Here is a 22689-nt window from a genome sequence, read left to right as displayed (position 1 = left end):
CCAGGGGTACGCGGTGGCCGCTTTCGCCAGCAAGGCTGGCTCCTGCAACAGAATGGCAACCCGCCCTAGGGCAAGGCGTACGCAATCACGTAATCACCCCGATCCGGCGACTGACGCGCACCGCCAGCACTGATCAGGATGTATTGCTTGCCGGTCTTGGGCGACACGTAGGTCATCGGCCCCGACTGGCTGCCCACCGGCAGACGCGCCTTCCAGATCTCGTTGCCGTTGCCCGAGTCGAACGCACGCAGGTAGAAGTCCTGGGTGCCGGCAAAGAACAGCAGGCCCGACTGGGTCGACAGCGAAGCGCCCAGGGTCGGCATGCCGATCGGGATCGGCAGGTGCATGCGGATGCCCAGCGGCCCGGTGTCCTGCACGGTACCGACCGGCACCTGCCACATCAGTTTCCTGGTCTTCAGGTCGATGGCCGACATGGTGCCGAACGGCGGCCTCTGGCACGGAATACCGGCCGCGGACAGGAAGCGCTGGCGCATCGCGCCATACGGCGTACCGTCCTGCGGCACCACACCCATCTCGATGCCGCTGGCACCTTTGGGAATGTCTGCACGCGGGATCATGTAGTTGGCCAGGCCCAGACGCATGTCGTTGACGAACATGTAGTTGCTGGTCGGGTCGACCGACACGCTACCCCAGTTCATGCCACCCAGCGACCCGGGGAACTGCAACGCCGGGTCCAGCCCTGGCGGGGTGTACACACCCTCGTGGCGCATGCCCTTGAACGAGATGCGGCACAGCAGTTGGTCGAACGGGGTCGCGCCCCACATGTCCGACTCTTTCAGGGTCTGGTTGCCGATCGACGGCATCTCTACCGAGAACGGCTGGGTCGGCGAATAACGCTCGCCCGGCACGTTGCCCTGGGGCACCGGCTTCTCTTCGACCTTGGCAATCGGCACGCCGGTTTCACGGTTGATCACGAAGATCTCGCCCTGCTTGGTCACCTGGGCCAGCGCCGGTTGCACGCCACCCTTGTCATCCGGGATGTCGTACAGCAGCGGCTGGGCCGGCAGGTCGAAGTCCCACAGGTCGTGGTGGGTGGTCTGGAAGTGCCAGCGCACCTGACCGTTCTTCACGTCCAGCGCCACGATCGAGGAGCTGTACTTGTCGTCCAGTTCGGTACGGGTGCCGGCGAAGAAGTCCGGGGTGGCGTTGCCGGTCGGCAGGTACACCAGGCCCAGCTTGGCGTCATAGGACATCGCCGACCACACGTTGGGCGTGCCACGGGTGTAGGTCTGGCCTTCGGGCGGACGCTTGGTGATGTTCGGGTTGCCCGGGTCCCAGGCCCAGGCCAGCTCGCCGGTACGCACGTCATAGGCACGCACCACGCCCGGCGGTTCGCCGGTGGAGAAGTTGTCGGCCACGCGGCCACCGACGATCACCACATCACCGGCCACCAGCGGGGTGGAGGTCTGCTGGTAATAGCCCGGCTTGATCTCGCCCATGTCGACGTTCAGGTCGACCACGCCGTTATCGCCAAAGTCGGCACATGCTTCGCCGTTTTCGGCGTTGATCGCGATCAGGCGGGCATCGCCGGTGGGCAGGAACAGGCGCTTGGCGCAGGCCTGCGGGCCGGCGTCGGCGGCCAGCGGGGTTTCGGAGTAGCCCAGGCCACGGCAACGCTGCCAGTTCGGCGCGCTGCCCTTGGGGTCGAACATCCAGCGCTGCTTGCCGGTGTCCACGTCCAGGGCGAAGACCTTGCCGTAGGCGGTGCAGGAATACAGGGTGTCGCCGATCTGCAGCGGCGTGTTCTGGTCTTCGGCACCGGCGCCGGTGCTTTGCGGCACGTCACCGGTATGGAAGGTCCAAGCCACCTGCAGCTTGTCGACGTTGCCCTTGTTGATCTGGTCCAGCGCGGCAAAGCGGTTGCCGGCGGTGGTGTTGCCCCAGTGCGCCCAGTCCTTCTGCTCGGTGCCCGGCTTGACCGGCTGCACCGCAGGCTCGCTGCTGGCGGTGACCACGTGGGTGGGTACGAACATGTAGCCCAGGGTGGCGACCACGCCAACGGCCAGCACACCGGCCACCGCGAACGCGCCACGCCCGGCCGCACGACCGTCGGCGCGTTGCAGGCTCGGGAACACCAGCGCGATGACCAGGCCGATCACGGCAAAGGTCAGTACCCGCGAGACCAGCGGCCAGAAGTCCAGGCCGGCATCCCACACCGCCCAGATCGCGGTGAGTACCAGGGCCACCGCGTACAGCCAGGCGCCCAACGGCTTGCGCCGCGCGATCAGCACACCGCTGACCAGCATCGCCAGGCCCATCAGAAGGAAGTACCAGCTACCACCGAGGCTGCTCAGGTACGCACCGCCCCCTGCCAGCACCAGGCCGATCAGGGCGATCAGGATGCCCAGACCTCCCAGCAGCCACTTTGCGGTGCCCGGAGCACCTGCCTGTTCGTTCATGTGATTACCGTCCTAAACGTAGTGAAAAACCACCGTCAACAGTTGGCCGACCCAATCCCGAGCATAGTCGGCGCATTTAGGTAGCTTGCTTGTTAACCAGTTAGTACGTTTAAGGGTAACAAAAAATTGCGGGCTACTGCGACAATTTGTCTGTCAGCCCGGCTTCAGGGGCCTGAAACCGGGTAGACATTGGTCTTACGCTGCGCTGAACAGCGTGTGCGGGTCGATCACGAATTTCTTCGGCACGCCGGCATCGAACTCGCCGTAGCCCTCGGGCGCCTGATCCAGGCTGATGACCTGCACGCCGACCACCTCGGCGATGTTGATGCGGTCCCACATGATGGCCTGCATCAGGGCGCGGTTGTACTTCATCACCGGGGTCTGCCCGGTGTGGAAGCTGTGGGACTTGGCCCAGCCCAGGCCGAAACGGATGCTCAGGCTGCCCATCTTGGCTGCGGCATCCACCGCGCCCGGGTCTTCGGTCACGTACAGGCCGGGGATGCCGATCTTGCCGGCGACCCGCACCACCCCCATCAGCGAGTTGAGCACCGTGGCCGGCGCTTCGTGCTGGGCCCCGGCATGCCCGTGGCCACGGGCCTCGAAGCCCACCGCATCGACCGCGCAGTCCACCTCCGGCTCGCCCAGCAGGTTGGCGATCTGTTCGTGCAGCGGGGTGTCCTGGGACAGGTCGGCGACCTCGAAGCCCTGGGCCTTGGCATGGGCCAGACGTACCGGGTTCACATCACCGATGATCACCACCGCCGCACCCAGCAGCCGCGCCGAGGCGGCAGCGGCCAGGCCGACCGGGCCGGCACCGGCCACGTACACCGTGCTGCCGGGGCCGACACCTGCGGTGACCGCACCGTGGTAGCCGGTGGGCAGGATGTCGGAGAGGCAGGTCAGGTCGCGGATCTTCTCCATGGCCTTGTCGCGGTCGGGCAGCTTGAGCAGGTTGAAGTCGGCGTAGGGCACCAGCACATACTCGGCCTGCCCGCCGGTCCAGTCGCCCATGTCGACATAGCCGTAGGCGCCGCCGGCGCGGGCCGGGTTGACGCTCAGGCACACGCCGGTGTGTTGTTCCTTGCACGAGCGGCAGCGCCCGCAGGCCACGTTGAACGGCACCGAGACCAGGTCGCCCAGTTGCAGGTTCTCGACGTCACGGCCTTTCTCGATGACCTCGCCGGTGATTTCGTGCCCCAGCACCAGGCCGGTCTGGGCGGTGGTACGACCGCGCACCATGTGCTGGTCGGAGCCGCAGATATTGGTGGAGACCACCCGCAGGATCACGCCGTGTTCGATCTTGCGCCCACGTGGGTCCTGCATTTTGGGATAGGGGATTGTTTGCACCTCGACCTTGCCTGCGCCCAGGTACACCACACCACGATTGCCAGACATGCTTTCACCTCGCTCGATTGTTGTTATGTCGCGCTGAATGTTCTGTCCGTCTTTCGGGCCTCATCGCGGGTCAAGCCCGCTCCCACAGTCCCTGTCGGAGCGGGCTTGACCCGCGATACGCCCGCTACAGCACCACCGTGCGATTGGCGTTCAAAAACACCCGCCGCTCGATGTGATACCCCACCGCCCGCGCCAACGTCAGGCATTCGATATCGCGCCCGCGGGCAATCAGGTCTTCAGGGTAGTGGCTGTGATCCACGGCTTCCACGCCCTGGGCAATGATCGGGCCCTCGTCCAGGTCGTTGTTGATGTAATGCGCCGTGGCCCCCACCAGCTTCACGCCCTTGTTGTAGGCCTGGTGATACGGCTTGGCGCCCTTGAACCCCGGCAGCAGCGAGTGATGGATGTTGATCGCCCAGCCATCCAGGCGTCGGCACAGCTCCGGCGACAGCACCTGCATGTAGCGCGCAAGGATCACCAGCTCGGCGCCGGACGCCTCGATCACCTGCAGCACCTTGCGCTCCTGCGCCGGCTTGTCCTGCGGGTCGAGGGCAAAGTGGTAATAGGGGATGCGGTGCCAGTGCGCCAGCGGCTCCAGGTCCGGGTGGTTGGAAATCACCGCCACCACGTCCATCGCCAACTGGCCGATGCGCTGGCGGTACAGCAGGTCGTTGAGGCAATGATCGGCCTTGGACACCATGATCACCACCTTGGGCCGGTGCCTGGGCGCAGTCAGCTCGAAGGTCATGCCGAACGCTTCGCCACGGGCGGCCAGGCCTGCGCGAAAGGCCTGCTCGTCGAATGCCTCGGGCTGGCGAAACTCCACCCGTATGAAGAACCGCGCCGACAGCCGGTCATCGAACGAATGATGCTCGGTGACGTAGCACTGCTGCTCGTACAGGTAGCGCGTCACCGCGTCCACCGTACCCAGCAGGCTGGGGCAGTCGGCGGTAAGGATCCAGGTGTCCGGCGCACGGCTCATGAGGCGATGCTCAGGCCATGTTCGGCGCAGGCATCCTGCAGCCACAGCCACCAGTAGTCACTGAAGCTGCGCCGGACCAGCAGCTCCCAGGTGTCCTCGCCGGTGCGCCGGATCACCAGCTGCGACTTGGCGAACACCGTGCCCACCGCCTTGCCCACCGGGAAGTTGTTGGGGTGCACGTCGTAGCTGGTGGACTTCATCAGCACCTCGCGCACCCTGGGCCCGCTCAGTTCGAGCAGGGTCTGTCCGCCGCTGACGTTGACCACCTGGATGTGTTGCCCGTCGAGGGCTTCGCGCAGCTTCTGCTCGGCGGCCAGCTCCTCGCCACCGGGCACGATCAGCAGCCACTCGTCGGGGCCCATCCACTGCAGCGAGGTCTCGCCGCTGGCGACCACGGTGAGTGCGACCGGCAGTTCCAGGCCCAGCGCATGTTGCACGCCGCTGACGAAAGCCGGGTCGTGAGCGTTGCCGCGCAGGGTCAGGTGGCCGAGGAACTTCTTCTCGCGCAGGGTCACGCCGGGGTTCTTGCGGCCCTTGCCGACCAGGCTGGGCAGGTCGGCGTGATGCAGGGGTGATTCGGCCCTGGCATCAGTCTCGGGGCGTTGCGGGTAGACGTTGATTGCGCTCATTACATACCTGCCTTGAATTCAGTAGTGCTGTGATCTCTTTGTAGGAGCCGGCCTTGCCGGCGAAGCCCGCGACCCGGTTGCAACCCGATGCGCGGTGGTCGCTTCGCCAGCAAGGCTGCTCCTGCAACCATCAGATGTTCTGCCGCTCACCCTTCGGATCAAAGAACACCGAGGCGCAGATCTCGGCCTCGATCACGCTGCCATCGGCCTGCGGCGAAAACACCCGCTCGCCCATGCGTTTGAGCCCGCCCTTGACCACCCCCATGGCAAACGAATAGCCCAGCGAGTTGCTCGCGTAGCTCGAGGTCACGTGCCCCACCATGTCCATCGGAATCGGCTGTTTGGGGTCCAGCACCAGCTGCGCGCCCTCGGGCAACCACTGGCTCGGGTCCACCGGCTTGAGCCCCACCAGCTGCTTGCGGTTCTCGCGCACGCAGTCTTCCCGGTTCATGCCGCGCCAGCCGATCCACGAGAACGGCTTGGTGCGCCCCACGCACCAACCCATGTTCAGGTCGTCCGGGGTCATCGAGCCGTCGGTGTCCTGGCCGACAATGATGAAACCCTTCTCGGCGCGCAGCACGTGCATGGTCTCGGTGCCATAGGGGGTGAGGTTGTACGGCTTGCCGGCGGCGACGATCTGCTCCAGCACGCCCATCGCGTAATTGGCCTGCACGTTCACTTCATACGACAGCTCGCCGGTGAACGAGATGCGGAACACCCGCGCCGGCACCCCGCCCACCAGGCCCTCCTTCCAGCTCATGAACGGGAAGGCGTCCCTGTCCAGGTCGATGTCGGTCACTTCAGCCAGCAGCTTGCGGCTGTTGGGCCCCGACAGGGTCAGCGTGGCCCAGTGGTCGGTGACGGAGGTGAAGTACACCTTCAGCTCCGGCCATTCGGTCTGCTGGTAGATCTCCAGCCATTGCAGCACCCGCGCCGCGCCGCCGGTGGTGGTGGTCATCAGGAAGTGGTTGTCGCCCAGGCACGCGGTCACGCCATCGTCGAAGACCATGCCGTCTTCCTTGCACATCAGGCCGTAGCGCGCCTTGCCCACGTCGAGCTTGGTCCAGGCGTTGGTGTAGATGCGGTTGAGGAACTCACGGGCGTCCGGGCCCTGGATGTCGATCTTGCCCAGGGTCGAGGCATCCAGCAGGCCGACGCTGTCGCGCACCGCCTTGCATTCACGGGCCACCGCCGCCTGCAGGTCTTCGCCGCCGCGGGGGAAATACCACGGGCGCTTCCACTGGCCGACGTCCTCGAACTCGGCGCCGTTCTTCACATGCCAGGCATGCAGCGCGGTGAAGCGCACCGGCTCGAACAGGTGGCCGCAATGGCGCCCGGCCACCGCGCCGAAGGTCACCGGCGTGTAGTTGGGGCGAAACATGGTGGTGCCCATCTGCGCAATGCCGATGCCCAGCGAGCGTGCGGCGATCGCCAGCCCGTTGATGTTGCCCAGCTTGCCCTGGTCGGTGCCGAACCCCAGCGCGGTGTAGCGCTTGACGTGCTCCACCGACTCGAAGCCTTCGCGGGTGGCCAGTTCGATGGCGGCCGCAGTCACATCGTTCTGCTGGTCGACGAACTGCTTGGGTGCCCGCGCAGTGTTGCGGTCATGGGGCACCTGGAACAGCGCCACGGTGGGCTCCTCCGGACGCACCAGCACCTTGGGCAGGACGCCCTCCACTGCCTTGAAACCGACCTCGGTGGCCGCACGCACGCCGCCTTCGAAACCGTCGGCCAGCGCATCGCCCAGGGCGAACACGCCATTGACGCCCCCCACGCACACGCGCTTCTGCGGCGCGTCGCCGGGCACGAAGCCGAGAATGTCGTCGCGCCACAGCGGCTTGCCGCCCAGGTGCGAAGCCAGGTGCACCACCGGGCTGTAGCCGCCCGATGTCGCCACCAGGTCGCAGTCCAGCCATTCGCCGGGGCTGGTGACCTGGTGTGCGGCCACGTCGATGGCTGCCACCCGCGCTGCCGTCACATGCTTGCTGCCGCGCGCCTCGATCACCGCGCTGGAGGTGAGGATGCGAATGCCCTTGGCACGTGCCTCCTCCACCAGCGAGCCCCGCGGGTTGTGCCGCGCATCGGCGACCGCGACCACCTTGAGCCCGGCGTCGTGCCAGTCCAGCGCCACGCGATAGGCGTGATCGTTGTTGGTCGACAGCACCAGCTTGCGCCCCGGCGCCACGCCATAACGGCGCACGTAGGTAGATACCGCGCCGGCGAGCATGTTGCCCGGCACATCGTTGTTGCCGTACACCAGCGGCCGCTCGTGGGCACCGGTGGCCAGCACCACACGCCCGGCGCGCACACGGTGCATGCGCTGGCGCACCTGGCCGATGGGTGCGCGGTCGCCCAGGTGATCGGTGAGGCGCTGGTGGATCGTGAGGAAGTTGTGGTCGTGGTAGCCGTTGACCGTGGCCCGCGCCAGCAAGGTGACCTCGGGCATGCCCTGCAGCTCGTCGATCACCTTGGCCACCCACTCGGCGGCGGGCTGGCCGTCGAGGGTTTCGCGGGTATCGAGCAGGCTGCCGCCGAACTCCTCCTGCTCGTCGGCCAGGATCACCCGCGCCCCGCTGCGCCCGGCCGCCAGTGCCGCAGCCAGCCCGGCGGGGCCTGCGCCCACCACCAGCACATCGCAGTGGTGGTTCATGTAGTCGTAGCTGTCCGGGTCGTTTTCCAGCGGCGAACGGCCCAGGCCCGCGGCCTTGCGGATGTACTTCTCGTAGGTCATCCAGAACGACTGCGGGTACATGAACGTCTTGTAGTAGAACCCCGGCGGCATCAGCTTGCCGCCGACCTTGCCGAGGATGCCCATCACGTCGGTGTTCACGCTGGGCCAGCCGTTGGTGCTGGTGGCCACCAGGCCGGCGTACAGCGCCTGCTGGGTAGCGCGCACGTTGGGTATCTGGGTGGCCTCGCTGGCACCGATCTGCAGGATCGCGTTGGGCTCTTCGCTGCCGGCGGCGATGATGCCGCGTGGGCGCGAGTACTTGAAGCTGCGCCCCACGATGTCGACGCCATTGGCCAGCAGCGCGGCGGCCAGGGTGTCGCCCTGGTAGCCCTGGTAGCGCTGGCCGTTGAAGGTGAAGTCGAGGACCTGGCTGCGGTCGATACGACCGCCGTTGGGCAGACGATAGCGCTGGCTCATACCTTTTCTCCCTGGCCGGTGACAGCCAGCTGCGGGACGTTTTCCTGGGCGCGCGCCTGGGGCCTGGCACCAATCGGATAGGTTTCGAGAATCTCGTAGGTCACGGTGTCGCGGGTGGCGTTGAAGTACTGGCGGCAGCCCGCGGCATGGATCCACAGCTCGTGGTGCAGGCCGCGCGGGTTGTCACGAAAGAACAGGTAGTCGCCCCACTGCTCGTCGGTGCAGGCATTCGGGTCCAGCGGGCGCGGAATGTGCGCCTGGCCGGCGGCATGGAATTCTTCCTCGGAGCGCAGTTCGCCGCAGTGGGGACAGAAGATGTGCAACATGGAGTGTCTCCTGTTAGTGGGCGACAGCGGCAGCGCCGTGCTCGTCGATCAGGGCGCCGTTATGGAAACGGTCGATGGAAAACGGCTTGGCCAGTGTATGCATCTCGCCGGTGGCCAGGCTCGCGGCGAACACGTGGCCCGAGCCCGGCGTGGCCTTGAAACCGCCAGTGCCCCAGCCGCAGTTGAAGAACATGTTCGCCACCGGGGTCTTGGAGATGATCGGGCAGGCGTCCGGGGTGGTGTCGACGATGCCGCCCCACTGGCGGTTCATGCGCACCCGCGACAGGATCGGGAACATCTCGACGATGGCCTGCAGGGTATGTTCGATCACCGGGTACGAACCGCGCTGGCCGTAGCCCACCCAGCCATCGATGCCGGCGCCGATCACCAGGTCGCCCTTGTCCGACTGGCTGATGTAGCCGTGCACCGCGTTGGACATGATCACGCTGTCGATGATCGGCTTGAGCGGCTCGGACACCAGTGCCTGCAGCGGGTGCGACTCGATGGGCAGGCGAAAGCCGGCCAGCCTGGCCATGTGCCCGGAGTTGCCGGCGGTGACCACGCCCACGCGCCGCGCACCGATGAAGCCCTTGTTGGTCTCGACGCCGACCACCGCGCCGTTTTCCTTGCGAAAGCCGATCACCTCGGTCTGCTGGATCAGGTCCACGCCCAGGGCATCGGCGGCACGCGCATAGCCCCAGGCCACGGCATCGTGACGCGCCACGCCGCCGCGGCGCTGCACGGTGGCGCCGAGAACCGGATAACGGGTGTTCCTGGAGCAGTCCAGGTGCGGAATCTCGTCGGCCACCTGCTTGCTGTTCAGCAGTTCGCCGTCCACGCCGTTGAGCCGGTTGGCGCTGACCCGGCGCTCGGAGTCGCGCATGTCCTGCAGCGTGTGGCACAGGTTGTAGACCCCGCGCTGGGAGAACATGACGTTGTAGTTGATGTCCTGGGACAACCCCTCCCAGAGCTTCATCGCGTGCTCATAGAGGTGCGCCGACTCGTCCCACAGGTAGTTGGAGCGCACGATGGTGGTGTTGCGCGCGGTGTTGCCGCCGCCCAGCCAGCCCTTCTCGACCACCGCCACATTGGTGATGCCGTGCACCTTGGCCAGGTAGTAGGCGGTGGCCAGGCCGTGCCCGCCGCCGCCGACGATGACCACGTCGTAGACCTTCTTCGGGGTGGGCGTGCGCCACATGCGCTGCCAGTTCTCGTGGTGGCTGAGCGAGTGCTTGAAAAGGCCGAAGCCCGAATAGCGTTGCATGGTCTGTTACTCCACTCAGCGGTAAACCGGAAAATCCGCACACAGTGCCGACACGCTCCTGGCCACGTCGGCCTCGACATCGGCATCGCCCAGGTGGTCGAGGATGTCGCAGATCCAGCCGGCCAGCTCCGTGCACTGGGCCACCTTGAAGCCACGGCTGGTGACGGCCGGGGTGCCGATGCGCAGGCCCGAGGTGACGAACGGCGACTGCGGGTCGTTGGGCACGGCGTTCTTGTTGACGGTGATGTGGGCGCGCCCCAGGGCGGCATCGGCGTCCTTGCCGGTCAGGCCCTGGCGGATCAGGCTGACCAGGAACAGGTGGTTGTCGGTGCCACCGGACACCACGTCGAAACCACGCTCGATGAACACCGCAGCCATCGCCCGGGCGTTGTCGATCACCTGTTGCTGGTAAGCCTTGAAGCCGGGCTCCAGGGCCTCCTTGAAGCACACCGCCTTGGCCGCGATCACATGCATCAGCGGGCCGCCCTGCCCGCCGGGGAACACCGCGGCGTTGAGTTTCTTTTCCAGCGCTTCGTTGGCCCTGGCCAGGATCAGCCCGCCACGCGGGCCACGCAGGGTCTTGTGGGTGGTGGTGGTGACCACGTCGGCATAGGGCAGCGGGTTGGGATACAGGCCCGCCGCGACCAGCCCGGCGACGTGGGCCATGTCGACGAACAGGTAGGCGCCGACCTTGTCGGCGATCTGGCGAAAGCGTGGGAAATCGAGGGTTTTGCTGTAGGCCGAAAAACCGGCAATGATCATCTTCGGCTGGTGCTCGACGGCCAGGCGCTCGACCTCGTCGTAGTCGATCAGGCCGGTGCGGGTATCGATGCCGTATTGCACGGCGTTGTACAGCTTGCCGCTGAAACTGACCTTGGCACCGTGGGTGAGGTGGCCGCCGTGGGCCAGGCTCATGCCCAGCACGGTGTCGCCGGCCTGCAGCAGGGCCAGGTACACCGCGGCGTTGGCCTGGCTGCCGGAGTGCGGCTGGACGTTGGCATAGTCGGCGCCGAACAGCTGCCTGGCACGATCGATGGCCAGTTGCTCGACCTTGTCCACGTGCTCGCAGCCGCCGTAGTAGCGCTTGCCCGGGTAGCCTTCGGCGTACTTGTTGGTCAGGCCGCTGCCCTGGGCCTGCATCACGCGCTTGCTGGTGTAGTTTTCCGAGGCGATCAGTTCGATGTGGTCTTCCTGGCGCTGTTCCTCGGCGTTGATCGCCGCCAGCAGTGCATCGTCGTAACCCTGGATCTGGTCGTGCTTGGTGAACATCGCATCTCTCCCGGCAGTGGCATGGACAGCGCCCTTTGGCTGCGATGGTAGGGCTGGCGCGGGCCGTCCAGATGCCTGCGCACGCCACGCAAAGGTGCGTTTACGACATGGCCCTTGTAGTCGGCGATTTGATAGTTGGTTTAGAGTGCTTGCCTGCGTCGACCACAGGACAGTGCAATGACAGAACAAAGCCAGCAATTTGCCAGCGACAACTATTCCGGCATCTGCCCCGAAGCCTGGGCGGCGATGGACAAGGCCAACCAGGGCCACGAACGCGCCTACGGCGACGACCAGTGGACCGCCAAGGCCTCCGACCACTTTCGCAAACTGTTCGAGACCGACTGCGAGGTGTTCTTCGCCTTCAACGGCACCGCCGCCAACTCCCTGGCCCTGTCGTCCCTGTGCCAGAGCTACCACAGCGTGATCTGCTCCGAGACCGCCCACGTCGAGACCGACGAATGCGGCGCGCCGGAGTTCTTCTCCAACGGCTCCAAGCTGCTCACCGCCCGCAGCGAAAACGGCAAGCTCACGCCCGAGTCCATCCGCGAAGTGGCGCTCAAGCGCCAAGACATCCACTACCCCAAGCCACGCGTGGTAACCATCACCCAGGCCACCGAAGTGGGCAGCGTGTATCGGCCCGAAGAGCTCAAGGCGATCAGCGCCACCTGCAAGGAGCTGGGCCTGAACCTGCACATGGACGGCGCGCGCTTCAGCAATGCCTGCGCGTTCCTGGGCTGCTCGCCGGCCGAACTGACCTGGAAGGCCGGCATCGACGTGCTGTGCTTTGGCGGCACCAAGAACGGCATGGCGGTGGGCGAGGCGATCCTGTTCTTCAACCGCAAGCTGGCCGAAGACTTCGACTACCGCTGCAAGCAGGCCGGGCAGCTGGCGTCGAAGATGCGCTTTCTGTCGGCGCCGTGGGTGGGGTTGCTCGAAGACGGTGCGTGGCTGCGCCATGCGCAGCACGCCAACCACTGCGCGCAGTTGCTCAGCGGGCTGGTGGCGGACATCCCGGCGGTGCAGTTGATGTTCCCGGTAGAAGCCAACGGGGTGTTTCTGCAGATGCCGGAGCCGGCACTGGAAGCGCTGCGCGCCAAGGGCTGGCGGTTCTACACCTTCATCGGCAGCGGCGGCGCACGGTTCATGTGCTCGTGGGATACCGACGAGGCACGGGTGCGCGAGCTGGCGGCGGATATTCGTGCGGTAACGCTGGGTCGCTGATGGCCCCTTCGCCGGCAAGGCCGGCTCCTACAGACACCGCCAACCTGTAGGAGCCGGCCTTGCCGGCGAAGCAATCATTCTGATCTAGAGCCTGAACCCACCCATCTGCCGCGCCAGGTCATCAGCCAGCCCGCGCAACGCCTGGCAATCCACCCGACACGCCTCCACCTGCGCCACCGTCTGGCGCGCCAGGTCGGAAATCCCCTGCACGTTGCGGTTGATCTCCTCGGTCACCGCCGACTGCTCCTCGGTGGCCGTGGCCACCTGCAGGTTCATGTCGGTGATGTGTTCCACCTGCCCGGTAATGGTGGTCAACGACGCTCCGGTCTGCTGGCTCGACGCCACGCCGGTGCCGGTCGCCGCCTGCCCCGCCTGCATCGACGCCACCGCGCTGCCCGCCCCCTGCTTGAGGCGCTGGATCATCTGCTGCACCTCGTCGGTGGACACCTGGGTGCGCTGGGCCAGGGTACGTACCTCGTCGGCCACCACAGCGAAGCCACGGCCCATCTCCCCGGCCCGCGCCGCCTCGATCGCCGCGTTCAACGCCAGCAGGTTGGTCTGCTCGGAAATGCTGCGGATCACCGCCAGCACCTCGTCGATGGACGCCACCTCCTGTGCCAGTTGGCCAACCGCACTGGCCGCCACGCCGATCTCGCCCGACATGCCTTCGATGTGCGCAATCGAGCGCTGCACCACCTCGCGCGCCTGCAACGCTTCGGTGCGCGCGGTCTGCGAGGCGTGCGCGGCCTGGCCGGCATTCTGCGCGATGTCCTGCACGGTGAGGCCCATCTGGTGCACGGCAGTGGCCACCATCTCGGTCATCTCCTGCTGGCGATGGGAGCGCCCGGCGGTGTCCTCCACCACCGCGCTCACCTGCCCCACGGCGCTGCGCAGGTGCTCGGTGGTGCGCAGCACCTCGCCGATCAGGTCGCGCTGGCTGTCCAAAAAACGATTGAAACCCCGGGCCAGGTCGCCCAGTTCATCGGCCCGCGACTCGTCCAGGCGCTGGGTCAGGTCGCCACCGCCCTGGGCAATCGCGGTCAGCGCACCGGTCACCCGGCGCAGCGGGCGCACGATGCCGCGCGCCAGCCATACCACCAGCAGCAGCGACAGCAACGCCACCGCCGCGCCGATCAGGCTGGTGAGCCACACGGCCTGGTTCACCTGGGCGTAGATCTGCGCCTCGGGCACCTCGGCCACCAGGGTCCAGTTCAGGTCGCGCAGCGGCAGGCTCAGGGCCAGGTAGGTCTCGCCATCGCGCTCGAAGCGGCTCTGCTGCAGGCCCTCGTGCGGGGTCAACGCACGCTGGGCGGCGCCTTCGCCGATCTGCTCGGCCAACTGGCGCTTGCCGCTGAACTCGGACTGCGGGTGCACCTGGATCAGGCCATCGCCGCGCACCAGGAACACCCGGCCGCGCTCACCGAAACTGAAGTCGTGGATCAGTTGGGACAACTCGGTCATGCGCAGGCCCAGCCCGGCAATGCCCACCAGCTGGCCGGCTTTTTCCACCCGAAAGTCGATGAACAGCGCCAGGTCGCCACTGCTGATGTCCGTGTCGATATTGAGCAGGCGCGGCTTGCCACTGTCGATGAACCCGAAGAACCACGAGTCCTTCGGGTTGTCGCGGCTCAAGGTGCGATCCAGCCCGCCCTGGTTGTAGTAGTGATTGCTGCGCGTGGCGGCGAACAGCGCGGTGAACGCCTGGTTGTGCACACGCACCGACTCCAGGTACTCGACGAACGCACCGGCCTGTTCGGGGGGCTCCCCCGCTGCCAGCCAGTCGCGCAACAGGGTGTTGTTGGCAATGTCGGCCGCCGCCGTCAGAGGCCGGCCCAACATACGCTCGATATCGTTGCGCATGGCCTCGATACTCGCCGGCAGCGCCGTCTCCACCAGGTAGCGCTCGGTCAGTCGATTGACCGCCACGGTGTAGATACCAACCACGATCAGAATGCTCGCCACCAGGGCCGCGCCCATGCTTGCGATCAATTGCCACTGGATACTGCGCCGCCAGAACTGCATGAATTTCCCCTGAGTTAAACCAGCCGTGTACCGCAAACACCAGGCCAATTGTATACAACAGAAAATACAATGCTAGCAGTCAGCCACACTCGGGCCGCTCACTGCCCCCAGGGGTCAGTGAGCCAGCACAGTAAAGAGGGAATGCACGCGAGGGGGAAATCAGCTGTTGCCGATTGTCCGGGCAATGACGTCGACCGTGGCGCTGACTTGCTCTTGATAACGGTCGAGGGCTTCCTGATGTGCCTGTTGCAGTTCGATCTGCTGCGAGCACAGGTTCAGGGCGGCCAGCACCAGCAACTTGTCGCCGATCAGCGACGGGTACTTGCGCTTGGTATCGGCCAGGGAGGCCTTGAGCATCTGCACCGCCTGCGCCAGGGTCTGCTCCTGACCTTCAGGGGCCTTGATCGAATAGTCATTGCCCATTATCGACACGACATTGATCGACTGCGCGGTGGTCTTCATGCGGTAACGGCGCCGCCACCGGCACGTTCAACCAGCGCCTGGATACGCGCGGCGGTTGCACCTTGCTTCTCTTCCTGCTCCATCAGGCTCAGTTGCAGGCTTTCGTTCTCGTCCTTGGCCTGGGCCAGTTCGTCGCTCAGCTGCGCGTTGCGCTCGGCCAGGTCGAGGTTCTTCTGCACCAGGTCGTTGACCAGTTGCTCCAGTTGACTCAGGGATGTTTCCAGCATGATTGCGTTCTCACGGTTTTTCAGGGGGCGCACACGATAAAGAAATCTCACCGCACTCGCCAGGGATATCGGGGCCAGAGCCTCGACCGGGTGCAGATTGACCCGTCGATCGGCAACCGGTTCCAGCGCTTGGTCGGATGCCGGGGTAAAAAAAATGACCGGTGGTTCACATTTAGTTACATGCCCCCTCAAGTCTGCCCTGCTTTGACCGATAGGCAATAAGAGTTGCCCCACGACGCATGGACCGCGCGCATTCCTATTCCCTGCCGGATAAAACCATGTCATTACGTAACATGAACATCGCCCCGCGCGCACTTCTGGGCTTTTCGCTGATCGGCGCCCTGATGCTTGCATTGGGCATCTTTGCCCTCAACCAGATGGGGCAGATACGCAAGGCCGGCGAAGCCATCGAACAGATCAGCGTGCCCAGCATCACCAACCTCGACCAGCTCACCCAACTCACCCTGCGCCTGCGCACGTTGTCCTACCGCCTGCTGCTCAACCGCGAAGCCGCCACCCTGCAGGACACCGTGCAACTGCTGGCCAAGCGCAATGCCCAGATCGACGAAGCGCGCCGGGCCTACGAGCCACTGATCGAAGGCGACGAGGAACGGGGCGCGTACAACCAGTACGTGCAGCTGCTCAACCAGTACCGCCAGCTCGAAAACCGCATGGTAAGCCTGTCGCAGGCCGGTGATGTGGAAGCACTGCGCAGCCTGATCAACCACGACCTGCTCGACAACTCCGAGCAGATCAGCGCAGTCACCGATCGCCTGGTCAAGATCAACACCGATCAGACCCGTGTGACCAACCAGACCGCCGCCACGCAATACGACACGGCCTTCACCCTGGTGATCGTGCTGCTGGTGGCCGCCACCGCACTGACCCTGCTGTGCGCGCTGCTGCTAACCCGCAGCATCGTCAAGCCGATCGACGAAGCGCTGCAGGCGGCCGAGCTGATCGCCGATGGCAACCTGACCAAACCGATCAACACCACCGGTACCGACGAAGCGGCGCGCCTGCTGCACGCCATGGGCAAGATGCAGCACAAGCTGCGCGACACCCTGCAGCAGATTGCCGGCTCCGCCACCCAGCTGGCCTCGGCGGCCGAAGAGCTGAATGCAGTCACCGACGAAAGCGCACGCGGCCTGCAGCAGCAGAACAACGAGATCCAGCAGGCCGCCACTGCCGTCACCGAGATGACCAGCGCGGTGGAAGAAGTGGCACGCAACGCGGTGAGCACATCCGAGGCGTCCAAGCAGGCCACCCGCTCGGCCGGCGACGGTCGCGACCTGGTCATGGAGACCGTCAGCGCCATCGAGCGCATGAGTGCCGACGTGCAGGGTACTGCCGAGCTGATCGGCAACCTGGCCGGCGAGTCGCGTGACATCGGCAAGGTGCTCGATGTGATCCGCGGCCTGGCCGACCAGACCAACCTGCTGGCCCTCAACGCCGCCATCGAGGCGGCGCGTGCCGGTGAAGCCGGGCGCGGCTTCGCCGTGGTCGCCGACGAAGTGCGCGCTCTGGCCCACCGGACCCAGCAGTCGACCAGCGAAATCGAGCGCATGATCGGCAGCATCCAGGGCGGTACCGAACAGGCGGTGAACTCGATGCGCCACAGCACCGAACGCGCCGAGTCGACCCTGAGCATCGCCCGCGGCGCCGGCCTGTCGCTGGAGACCATCACCACCGCGGTGGCCGAAATCAACGAACGCAACCTGGTGATCGCCAGCGCCGCCGAAGAGCAGGCCCAGGTGGCCCGCGAAGTGGACCGCAACCTGGTGAACATCAACGACCTGTCGGTGCAGTCGGCCACCGGGGCGCACCAGACCAGCGCCGCGAGTGCCGAACTGTCTCGCCTGGCGGTGGGCCTGAACGGCCTGGTCGCACGCTTCAGCGTGTAGGTCGCCACCGGGCCCCGGCGCAGTGCGCGCCGGGCGCCCGGTTTTTTTCGATCGGCCCCCGCTCGCCGTCGAAAACACTATCTCGTCAGACTTATCTAAAGTTGCTCACAAACTATTCCTAATATTAAGTAGGAATATTCACTGCACTTTAACTTCGGCATCAAAAACCTCACGCCGCACGATAACTTTTCGCAATAACCTCCCCGCATTGCAGACTGGCATAAATACCAGTTTACAAATCAGAATGGCTCTACATCGGACATTACAGACACTTTAAGGCAAGTACCTGCGCGCTCGCTGAAAGTGTGTCGTTGTTCCGTTAGTTGCAGCTTCATCTAACCTCATCAGCATTGAAACTTTCGCCCGAATGCCTGGGAACGCCATGAACAATGCGGCACCTGCACCTGAAACGTCAGGCCTGAAGATAGAAACCCGTACCATCCACCCGGTGCCCCTCGACGAGCGTCACGGCAAGGCCTGGCACCTGGGCCCCTTCTGGTTCACCGGCAACTTCGTACTCACCACCATGGTCACCGGCTTCGTCGGGCCCGCCCTGGGTCTGGCCGCCTGGCAGGCGGTGCTGGCGATCCTGCTCGGGGTGGCCCTGGGCACCCTGTGCATGGCCCTGCATGCCAACCAGGGCCCGCGCCTTGGCCTGCCACAGATGATCCAGTCCCGTGCCCAGTTCGGCCTGCGAGGCGCCGTGCTGCCGTTCATGGCGGTGGTGTGCGTGTACATCGGCTTCAACGTGTTCAACGTGATCCTGGCCACCGATGCACTGACCACTGTGCTGCCGGGTAGCGATGCCTTCTGGTACGCACTGCTGATCGCGGTGGCCGTGGTGATCGCCGTGGTCGGGCACGACCTGCTGCACACCGTGCAGCGCTGGCTCACCTACCTGCTGATCGGCGTGTTCGGCCTGCTCACCCTGGCAGCGCTGCTGTTGCTGGAGGCCGACACTGTTCAGCGCCAGCTGCAGTTTTCGTGGTCGGGCTTTCTCATCCAGCTGTCGGCCGCCGCCGGCTACCAGATCAGCTACTCGGTGTATGTCTCGGACTACTCGCGCTACCTGCCGCCCAGCACCTCGGCGCGCAAGGTGGTGCTATGGACCTATCTGGGCGCCGCAGGCTCTGCGGTGTGGCTGATGTCGCTGGGCGCACTGGTAGCCTCGGCAGTGGTGGCGCCCGAAGCCATCAGCAGCCTGCAACACCTTGGCAACCGCTTCCTGCCCGGCTTCGGCACCTTCGCGATCCTGATGGCGGTGCCGGCGCTGGTGGGCATCATGGCCGTCAACTGCTACGGCGCGCTGCTGACCGGCATCAGCGCGATCACCGCGTTTCGCCCGCTGGCGCCGGGGCTGGCCGGGCGCGCCCTGGGCCTGGGCGGCATTGGCGCGGTGGTGTACCTCACCGCCATCGCGTTGCCCGACAGCTACCTCGACAGCTTCAACCTGTTCCTGCAACTGATGCTGTATGTACTGGTGCCCTGGAGCGCAATCAACCTCACCGACTACTACCTGTTGCGCAAAGGCAACTACGTGATCCCGGCCATGTTCGACCCGGCGGGCGAATACGGCCAGTGGGCCTGGGCCGGCATCCTGGCCTACCTGGGGGGGCTGCTGGCGATGCTGCCCTTCGTGTCGCTGGCCGGCGTGCAAGGGCCGGTGGCGGTGGCGTTGTCCGGCGCCGACCTGGCCTTCGTTCCCGGCTTCATCGTTTCGGCCCTGCTGTACTGGCTCCTGATGCGCCACCTGCCCGGCACCCCGCCGCCCCCGGTCGCCGAGCGCAAGGCGCCGCAGCCATGACCCCATCCCCGCAAACCGTGCGTGTCGGGTGCTACCAGCTGGCGCCGACCATTGCCAATCCAAGCTACAACCTCGACCGTACCCGGGTGGCCATCGCCGAGGCCGCCGAGCGCGGCGCGCAACTGCTGGTACTGCCCGAGCTGGCGCAGAGCGGCTACGCGTTCTACGACCGCGAAGAGGCCCACGCGCTATCCGAGCCCCGTGACGGGCCGACCCTCGAGGCCTGGGCCCGGCAGGCCGCCAAGTACCAGATCATCGTGGTGGGCGGCTTCTGCGAGCGCCTGCCCGACGGCCAGGTGGCCAACAGCTCGGTGCTGATCGAGCCCGACGGCCGACGCACCTTCTACCGCAAGGCCCACCTGTGGGACCGCGAAACGCAGATCTTCACCCCCGGCAGCGAGCCGCCGCCGGTGGTGGACACCCACCTGGGGCGCATCGGCATGATGATCTGCTACGACCTGGAGTTTCCCGAATGGGTGCGCCTGGCGGCGCTGCGCGGTGCCCAGCTGCTGTGCGCACCGGTGAACTGGCCGGACACCTCCCGGCCCGGCTTCCAGCGCCCGGCCGAGGTCATCCGGGTTCAGGCCAGCGCCTCGGTCAACCGGCTGTTCGTCATTGCCTGCGACCGCTGTGGCGAGGAGCGCGGGGTTGGCTGGGTGGGCGGTTCGACCCTCACCGATGCCGACGGCTATGTGCTCAAGGGCGGCAAGCGTGTCGGCAAGAAGCAGCTGCTGCTGGCCGACATCAGGCTGGGCCAGGCACTGGACAAGCAGATCAGCGACCACAACCACGTGCTGGCCGACCGGCGCCCTGCGCTGTACCACGAGCTGCTGCGCGACTAGAACTCGATGCGCACGTCACCACGCGGCACGCTGCAGCACGACAGGATATAGCCTTCGGCCTCGTCGTCCTCGGTGATGCCGCCGTTGTGCTCCATGTCCACCTCGCCACCCAGCTTGAGCACCTTGCAGGTGCCGCAGATACCCATGCCGCAGGCCTTGGGGATCATCAGCCCGAGCTTGGCGGCTGCCGCATGCACCGTCTCGCCCGGCGCCACGCGGATGCTCTTGCCGCTGGCGGTGAACTCCACCTGGTGCTGGTCGGCCACGTCCACTTCGGCGGCCTCGGCGGCCTGCTCGGCGTTCTCTACCGCATCGGCCTTGGCCTCGGGCGGCGTGGCGCCGAACGACTCCTCATGGTAGCGCTGCATGTCATAGCCGCTGGCTTCGAGCATGCGCTTGACCGCGTTCATGTAGGGCGTAGGCCCGCAGCAGAAGATCTCGCGCTCCAGGTAATCGGGCGCGATCAGCTCCATCAGCTTCTGGTTCAGGTAGCCGCGATAACCGGCCCATGCCTCGCCCAGGCCATGCTTCTCGCAGATGATGTGCAGGCTGAAGTTGTCGATCCGCGAGGCCATGTGCTCCAGCTCGCGGTGGTAGATGATGTCCTTGGGCGAACGCGCGCTGTGCACGAACACCATGTCGACATTGGCATTGGTGTCATAGAACCAGCGCGCCATGGACATCACCGGGGTGATGCCCACCCCGCCGCTCAGGTACAGCACCCTGGGGCTGGGGAAGTCCATCGCGTTGAACAACCCCACCGGCCCGTGCACGGCCAGCTCCTGGCCTTCATGCAGGGTGTCGTGCAGCCAGTTGGAAACCTTGCCGCCGGGTACGCGCTTGATGGTCACCGAAAAGCTGTAGGGCACCGAGGGCGAGCTGGAGATGGTGTACGAGCGCATGATCGGCTGACCGTCGATTTCCAGCTCCAGGGTCACGAACTGCCCGGGCTTGAAGAAGAACAGGATCGGCTGGTCGGCCATGAAGCAGAAGGTGCGCACATCCCAGGTTTCCTGAATGACCTTGACGCAGCGCACGGTATGCCGGCCGTTGGCCCAGGTCTGAGTGGTCACCGGGTTGAGGAAGTTGTTCGACATGCTCGTCTCCGCGGCCGATCGGGGCCTGTTATGGCGACGATGATGCGCAAGGTGCAGGCGGCGCACATTCCTGTTCGCGACATCGGCGTACTTATCGCGACCAGCCCCCGCCCACAAGGGCTCGCGCGTCGGGAACGGATCTGGCCATGTCGCCCATGGGCATGGTTGCCGGCGCGGGCGAACGCACACTCCATCGCACATCAACCTGCTGTCTGAGCCCTGCGTCGCCACACGAACGATTAGCCACTTTCGCGGCCCGCACGGGCCATGAGGACCTGAACGATGGACGTCACCGCAACCTTGAGCCTGGGCGACCCACTGGACGCTGCACGCAAGGCCACCGCCGACATGCTGCAGACCCGCGAGCGCACCTTCTCGCTGCCGCAACCCTTCTACACCGATGAGCGGCTGTTCCAGATCGACATGCAGGAGATTTTCCACAAGGAATGGCTGATTGCAGGCATGACCTGCGAGATCCCGGCCAAGGGCAACTACCTGACCCTGCAGATCGGCAAGAACCCGATCATCGTGATCCGCGGTGCCGAGGGCAAGGTGCATGCCTTCCACAACGTGTGCCGCCACCGTGGCTCGCGCCTGTGTACCAGCGACAAGGGCAAGGTGGCCAAGCTGGTGTGCCACTACCACCAGTGGACCTACGAGCTGGACGGGCGGCTGCTGTTCGCCGGCACCGAGATGGGCGACGACTTCGACATGCAGCAGTACGGTCTCAAGCCGGTGAACGTGAAGACCGCCGGTGGCTACATCTTCGTCAGCCTGGCCGACAACCCGCCGGCCATCGATGACTTCCTCACCACCCTGGCCCATTACATGGAGCCCTACGACATGGAGAACACCAAGGTGGCGGTGCAGACCACCCTGATGGAAAAGGCCAACTGGAAGCTGGTGCTGGAGAACAATCGCGAGTGCTACCACTGCAACGCCTCGCACCCGGAGCTGCTCAAGACCCTGCTCGAATGGGACGACGTCACCGACCCGCGCGCCGACCAGGCGTTCAAGGATCACGTGGCGGCCAGCGCTGCGGCGTGGGACGCGGAGAAGATCCCCTATGCGCATGCCAGCTTCGGCCTGCGCAACCGTATCGTGCGCATGCCCCTGCTCAAGGGCACGCTGTCGATGACCCTGGACGGCAAGCTGGGCTGCCAGAAACTGATGGGGCGCATCCAGAACCCCGACCTGGGCTCGATGCGCATCCTGCACCTGCCGCATTCGTGGAACCACTGCATGGGTGATCACATCATCGTGTTCACGGTATGGCCGATCAGTGCCCAGGAGAGCATGGTCACCACCAAGTGGCTGGTGCACAAGGATGCGGTTGAGGGCGTGGACTACGACCCGGCACGCATGCGCCAGGTGTGGGACGCGACCAACGACCAGGACCGGCGCCTGGCCGAAGAGAACCAGCGCGGCATCAACTCGACGGCGTACCAGCCGGGGCCGTATTCGAAAACCTACGAGTTTGGCGTGGTGAATTTCGTGGACTGGTACAGCGAGCGGATGCTGAGCAACCTGGGCGCGGCGCCGGCGCCGTATCTCAAAGGTGTGGCGGCGCAGTAGTCCCATTCGCCGGCAAGGCCGGCTCCTACGCATCAACTGTAGGAGCCGGCCTTGCCGGCGAAGAACCCCATACAATCTGTACAAATTTTGACCAACCCCCGC

General features: G+C 65.6%; 17 protein-coding genes and 2 pseudogenes. 6 read left to right on the top strand and 13 right to left on the bottom strand.

Annotated features, from left to right (window positions below; translation table 11 throughout):
• Positions 1–65: 65 nt before the first annotated feature.
• The 8 genes from MF6396_RS15645 to glyA all read right to left on the bottom strand — a co-directional run bounded on the left by MF6396_RS15645 (position 66) and on the right by glyA (position 11433).
• Positions 66–2420, bottom strand: coding sequence for a glucose/quinate/shikimate family membrane-bound PQQ-dependent dehydrogenase (locus MF6396_RS15645; RefSeq protein WP_078480837.1), 2355 nt, complete (start codon positions 2418–2420; stop codon positions 66–68).
• Positions 2421–2615: 195 nt separating this feature from the next.
• Positions 2616–3815 carry a formaldehyde dehydrogenase, glutathione-independent gene (gene fdhA, locus MF6396_RS15640; protein WP_043863640.1) on the bottom strand — a complete coding sequence of 400 codons (1200 nt, stop codon included), beginning with the start codon at positions 3813–3815 and terminating at the stop codon, positions 2616–2618.
• Between the two features lie 124 nt (positions 3816–3939).
• Positions 3940–4797: a formyltetrahydrofolate deformylase gene (purU, locus tag MF6396_RS15635; RefSeq protein ID WP_043863639.1), complete on the bottom strand. Its 858-nt coding sequence runs from the start codon at positions 4795–4797 to the stop codon at positions 3940–3942.
• On the bottom strand, positions 4794–5426 hold the full coding sequence (locus MF6396_RS15630) for a sarcosine oxidase subunit gamma (RefSeq protein WP_078480836.1): 633 nt from the start codon (positions 5424–5426) through the stop codon (positions 4794–4796). Before MF6396_RS15630 ends, purU begins: the two co-directional genes overlap by 4 nt.
• Before the next feature lie 130 nt (positions 5427–5556).
• Positions 5557–8574: a sarcosine oxidase subunit alpha gene (locus tag MF6396_RS15625; protein ID WP_078480835.1), complete on the bottom strand. Its 3018-nt coding sequence runs from the start codon at positions 8572–8574 to the stop codon at positions 5557–5559.
• Entirely contained in the window at positions 8571–8900 is a 330-nt protein-coding gene (locus MF6396_RS15620; protein ID WP_043863636.1) for a sarcosine oxidase subunit delta, read from the bottom strand. Before MF6396_RS15620 ends, MF6396_RS15625 begins: the two co-directional genes overlap by 4 nt.
• A 13-nt stretch (positions 8901–8913) precedes the next feature.
• The gene (locus MF6396_RS15615) at positions 8914–10164 is read right to left on the bottom strand and encodes a sarcosine oxidase subunit beta family protein (protein ID WP_078480833.1); all 1251 of its coding nucleotides are present in this window, start codon (positions 10162–10164) and stop codon (positions 8914–8916) included.
• A gap of 15 nt (positions 10165–10179) precedes the next feature.
• Positions 10180–11433 (bottom strand): serine hydroxymethyltransferase, encoded by a 1254-nt coding sequence (gene glyA, locus MF6396_RS15610; RefSeq protein ID WP_054916001.1) that lies wholly within the window; start codon positions 11431–11433, stop codon positions 10180–10182.
• A 177-nt stretch (positions 11434–11610) separates the two neighbouring features.
• On the opposite strand from glyA, the gene MF6396_RS15605 reads away from it, so the two are divergent.
• The gene (locus MF6396_RS15605; RefSeq protein WP_043863633.1) at positions 11611–12654 is read left to right on the top strand and encodes a threonine aldolase family protein; all 1044 of its coding nucleotides are present in this window, start codon (positions 11611–11613) and stop codon (positions 12652–12654) included.
• 84 nt (positions 12655–12738) lie between these two features.
• Here the strand turns inward: MF6396_RS15605 and MF6396_RS29500 are convergent, their stop codons facing one another.
• From MF6396_RS29500 to MF6396_RS15590, 4 genes and pseudogenes are all read right to left on the bottom strand, one after another.
• Positions 12739–13467, bottom strand: a complete 729-nt coding sequence (locus MF6396_RS29500; protein ID WP_371917280.1) for a methyl-accepting chemotaxis protein — start codon at positions 13465–13467, stop codon at positions 12739–12741.
• Positions 13468–13599: 132 nt separating this feature from the next.
• Positions 13600–14631: pseudogene (locus tag MF6396_RS29495) on the bottom strand (HAMP domain-containing protein); the annotation flags it as partial.
• Positions 14632–14835: 204 nt separating this feature from the next.
• Positions 14836–15138: a cell division protein ZapA gene (locus tag MF6396_RS15595; protein WP_043863631.1), complete on the bottom strand. Its 303-nt coding sequence runs from the start codon at positions 15136–15138 to the stop codon at positions 14836–14838.
• The gene (locus MF6396_RS15590; protein WP_043863630.1) at positions 15135–15365 is read right to left on the bottom strand and encodes a hypothetical protein; all 231 of its coding nucleotides are present in this window, start codon (positions 15363–15365) and stop codon (positions 15135–15137) included. The genes MF6396_RS15595 and MF6396_RS15590 overlap by 4 nt, the downstream gene beginning before the upstream one ends.
• Before the next feature lie 239 nt (positions 15366–15604).
• On the opposite strand from MF6396_RS15590, the pseudogene MF6396_RS29490 reads away from it, so the two are divergent.
• The 4 genes and pseudogenes from MF6396_RS29490 to MF6396_RS15575 all read left to right on the top strand — a co-directional run.
• A pseudogene (locus MF6396_RS29490) lies at positions 15605–16414 on the top strand (MCP four helix bundle domain-containing protein); the annotation flags it as partial.
• Positions 16397–17269, top strand: coding sequence for a methyl-accepting chemotaxis protein (locus MF6396_RS29485; protein WP_404940729.1), 873 nt, complete (start codon positions 16397–16399; stop codon positions 17267–17269). The pseudogene MF6396_RS29490 and the gene MF6396_RS29485, both read left to right, overlap by 18 nt.
• Positions 17270–17651: 382 nt before the next feature.
• Entirely contained in the window at positions 17652–19073 is a 1422-nt protein-coding gene (locus MF6396_RS15580) for a purine-cytosine permease family protein (protein ID WP_078480832.1), read from the top strand.
• Positions 19070–19915: a nitrilase-related carbon-nitrogen hydrolase gene (locus tag MF6396_RS15575; RefSeq protein ID WP_078480831.1), complete on the top strand. Its 846-nt coding sequence runs from the start codon at positions 19070–19072 to the stop codon at positions 19913–19915. The genes MF6396_RS15580 and MF6396_RS15575 overlap by 4 nt, the downstream gene beginning before the upstream one ends.
• Here MF6396_RS15575 and gbcB read toward each other — a convergent pair.
• Positions 19912–21012, bottom strand: coding sequence for a glycine-betaine demethylase subunit GbcB (gene gbcB, locus MF6396_RS15570; RefSeq protein ID WP_043863626.1), 1101 nt, complete (start codon positions 21010–21012; stop codon positions 19912–19914). The two genes, MF6396_RS15575 and gbcB, sit on opposite strands and share 4 nt — an antisense overlap.
• Positions 21013–21294: 282 nt before the next feature.
• Between gbcB and gbcA the strand changes: the two genes are divergently transcribed.
• The gene (gbcA, locus tag MF6396_RS15560) at positions 21295–22587 is read left to right on the top strand and encodes a glycine-betaine demethylase subunit GbcA (protein WP_078480829.1); all 1293 of its coding nucleotides are present in this window, start codon (positions 21295–21297) and stop codon (positions 22585–22587) included.
• The last annotated feature ends 102 nt before the right edge of the window (positions 22588–22689 follow it).

Source organism: Pseudomonas sp. MF6396, from assembly GCF_002018915.1.
Taxonomy (GTDB): Bacteria; Pseudomonadota; Gammaproteobacteria; order Pseudomonadales; family Pseudomonadaceae; genus Aquipseudomonas; species Aquipseudomonas palmensis.
The sequence above is the reverse complement of the archived record's forward strand: the minus strand, read 5'-3'. Positions and strand labels throughout refer to the sequence as shown.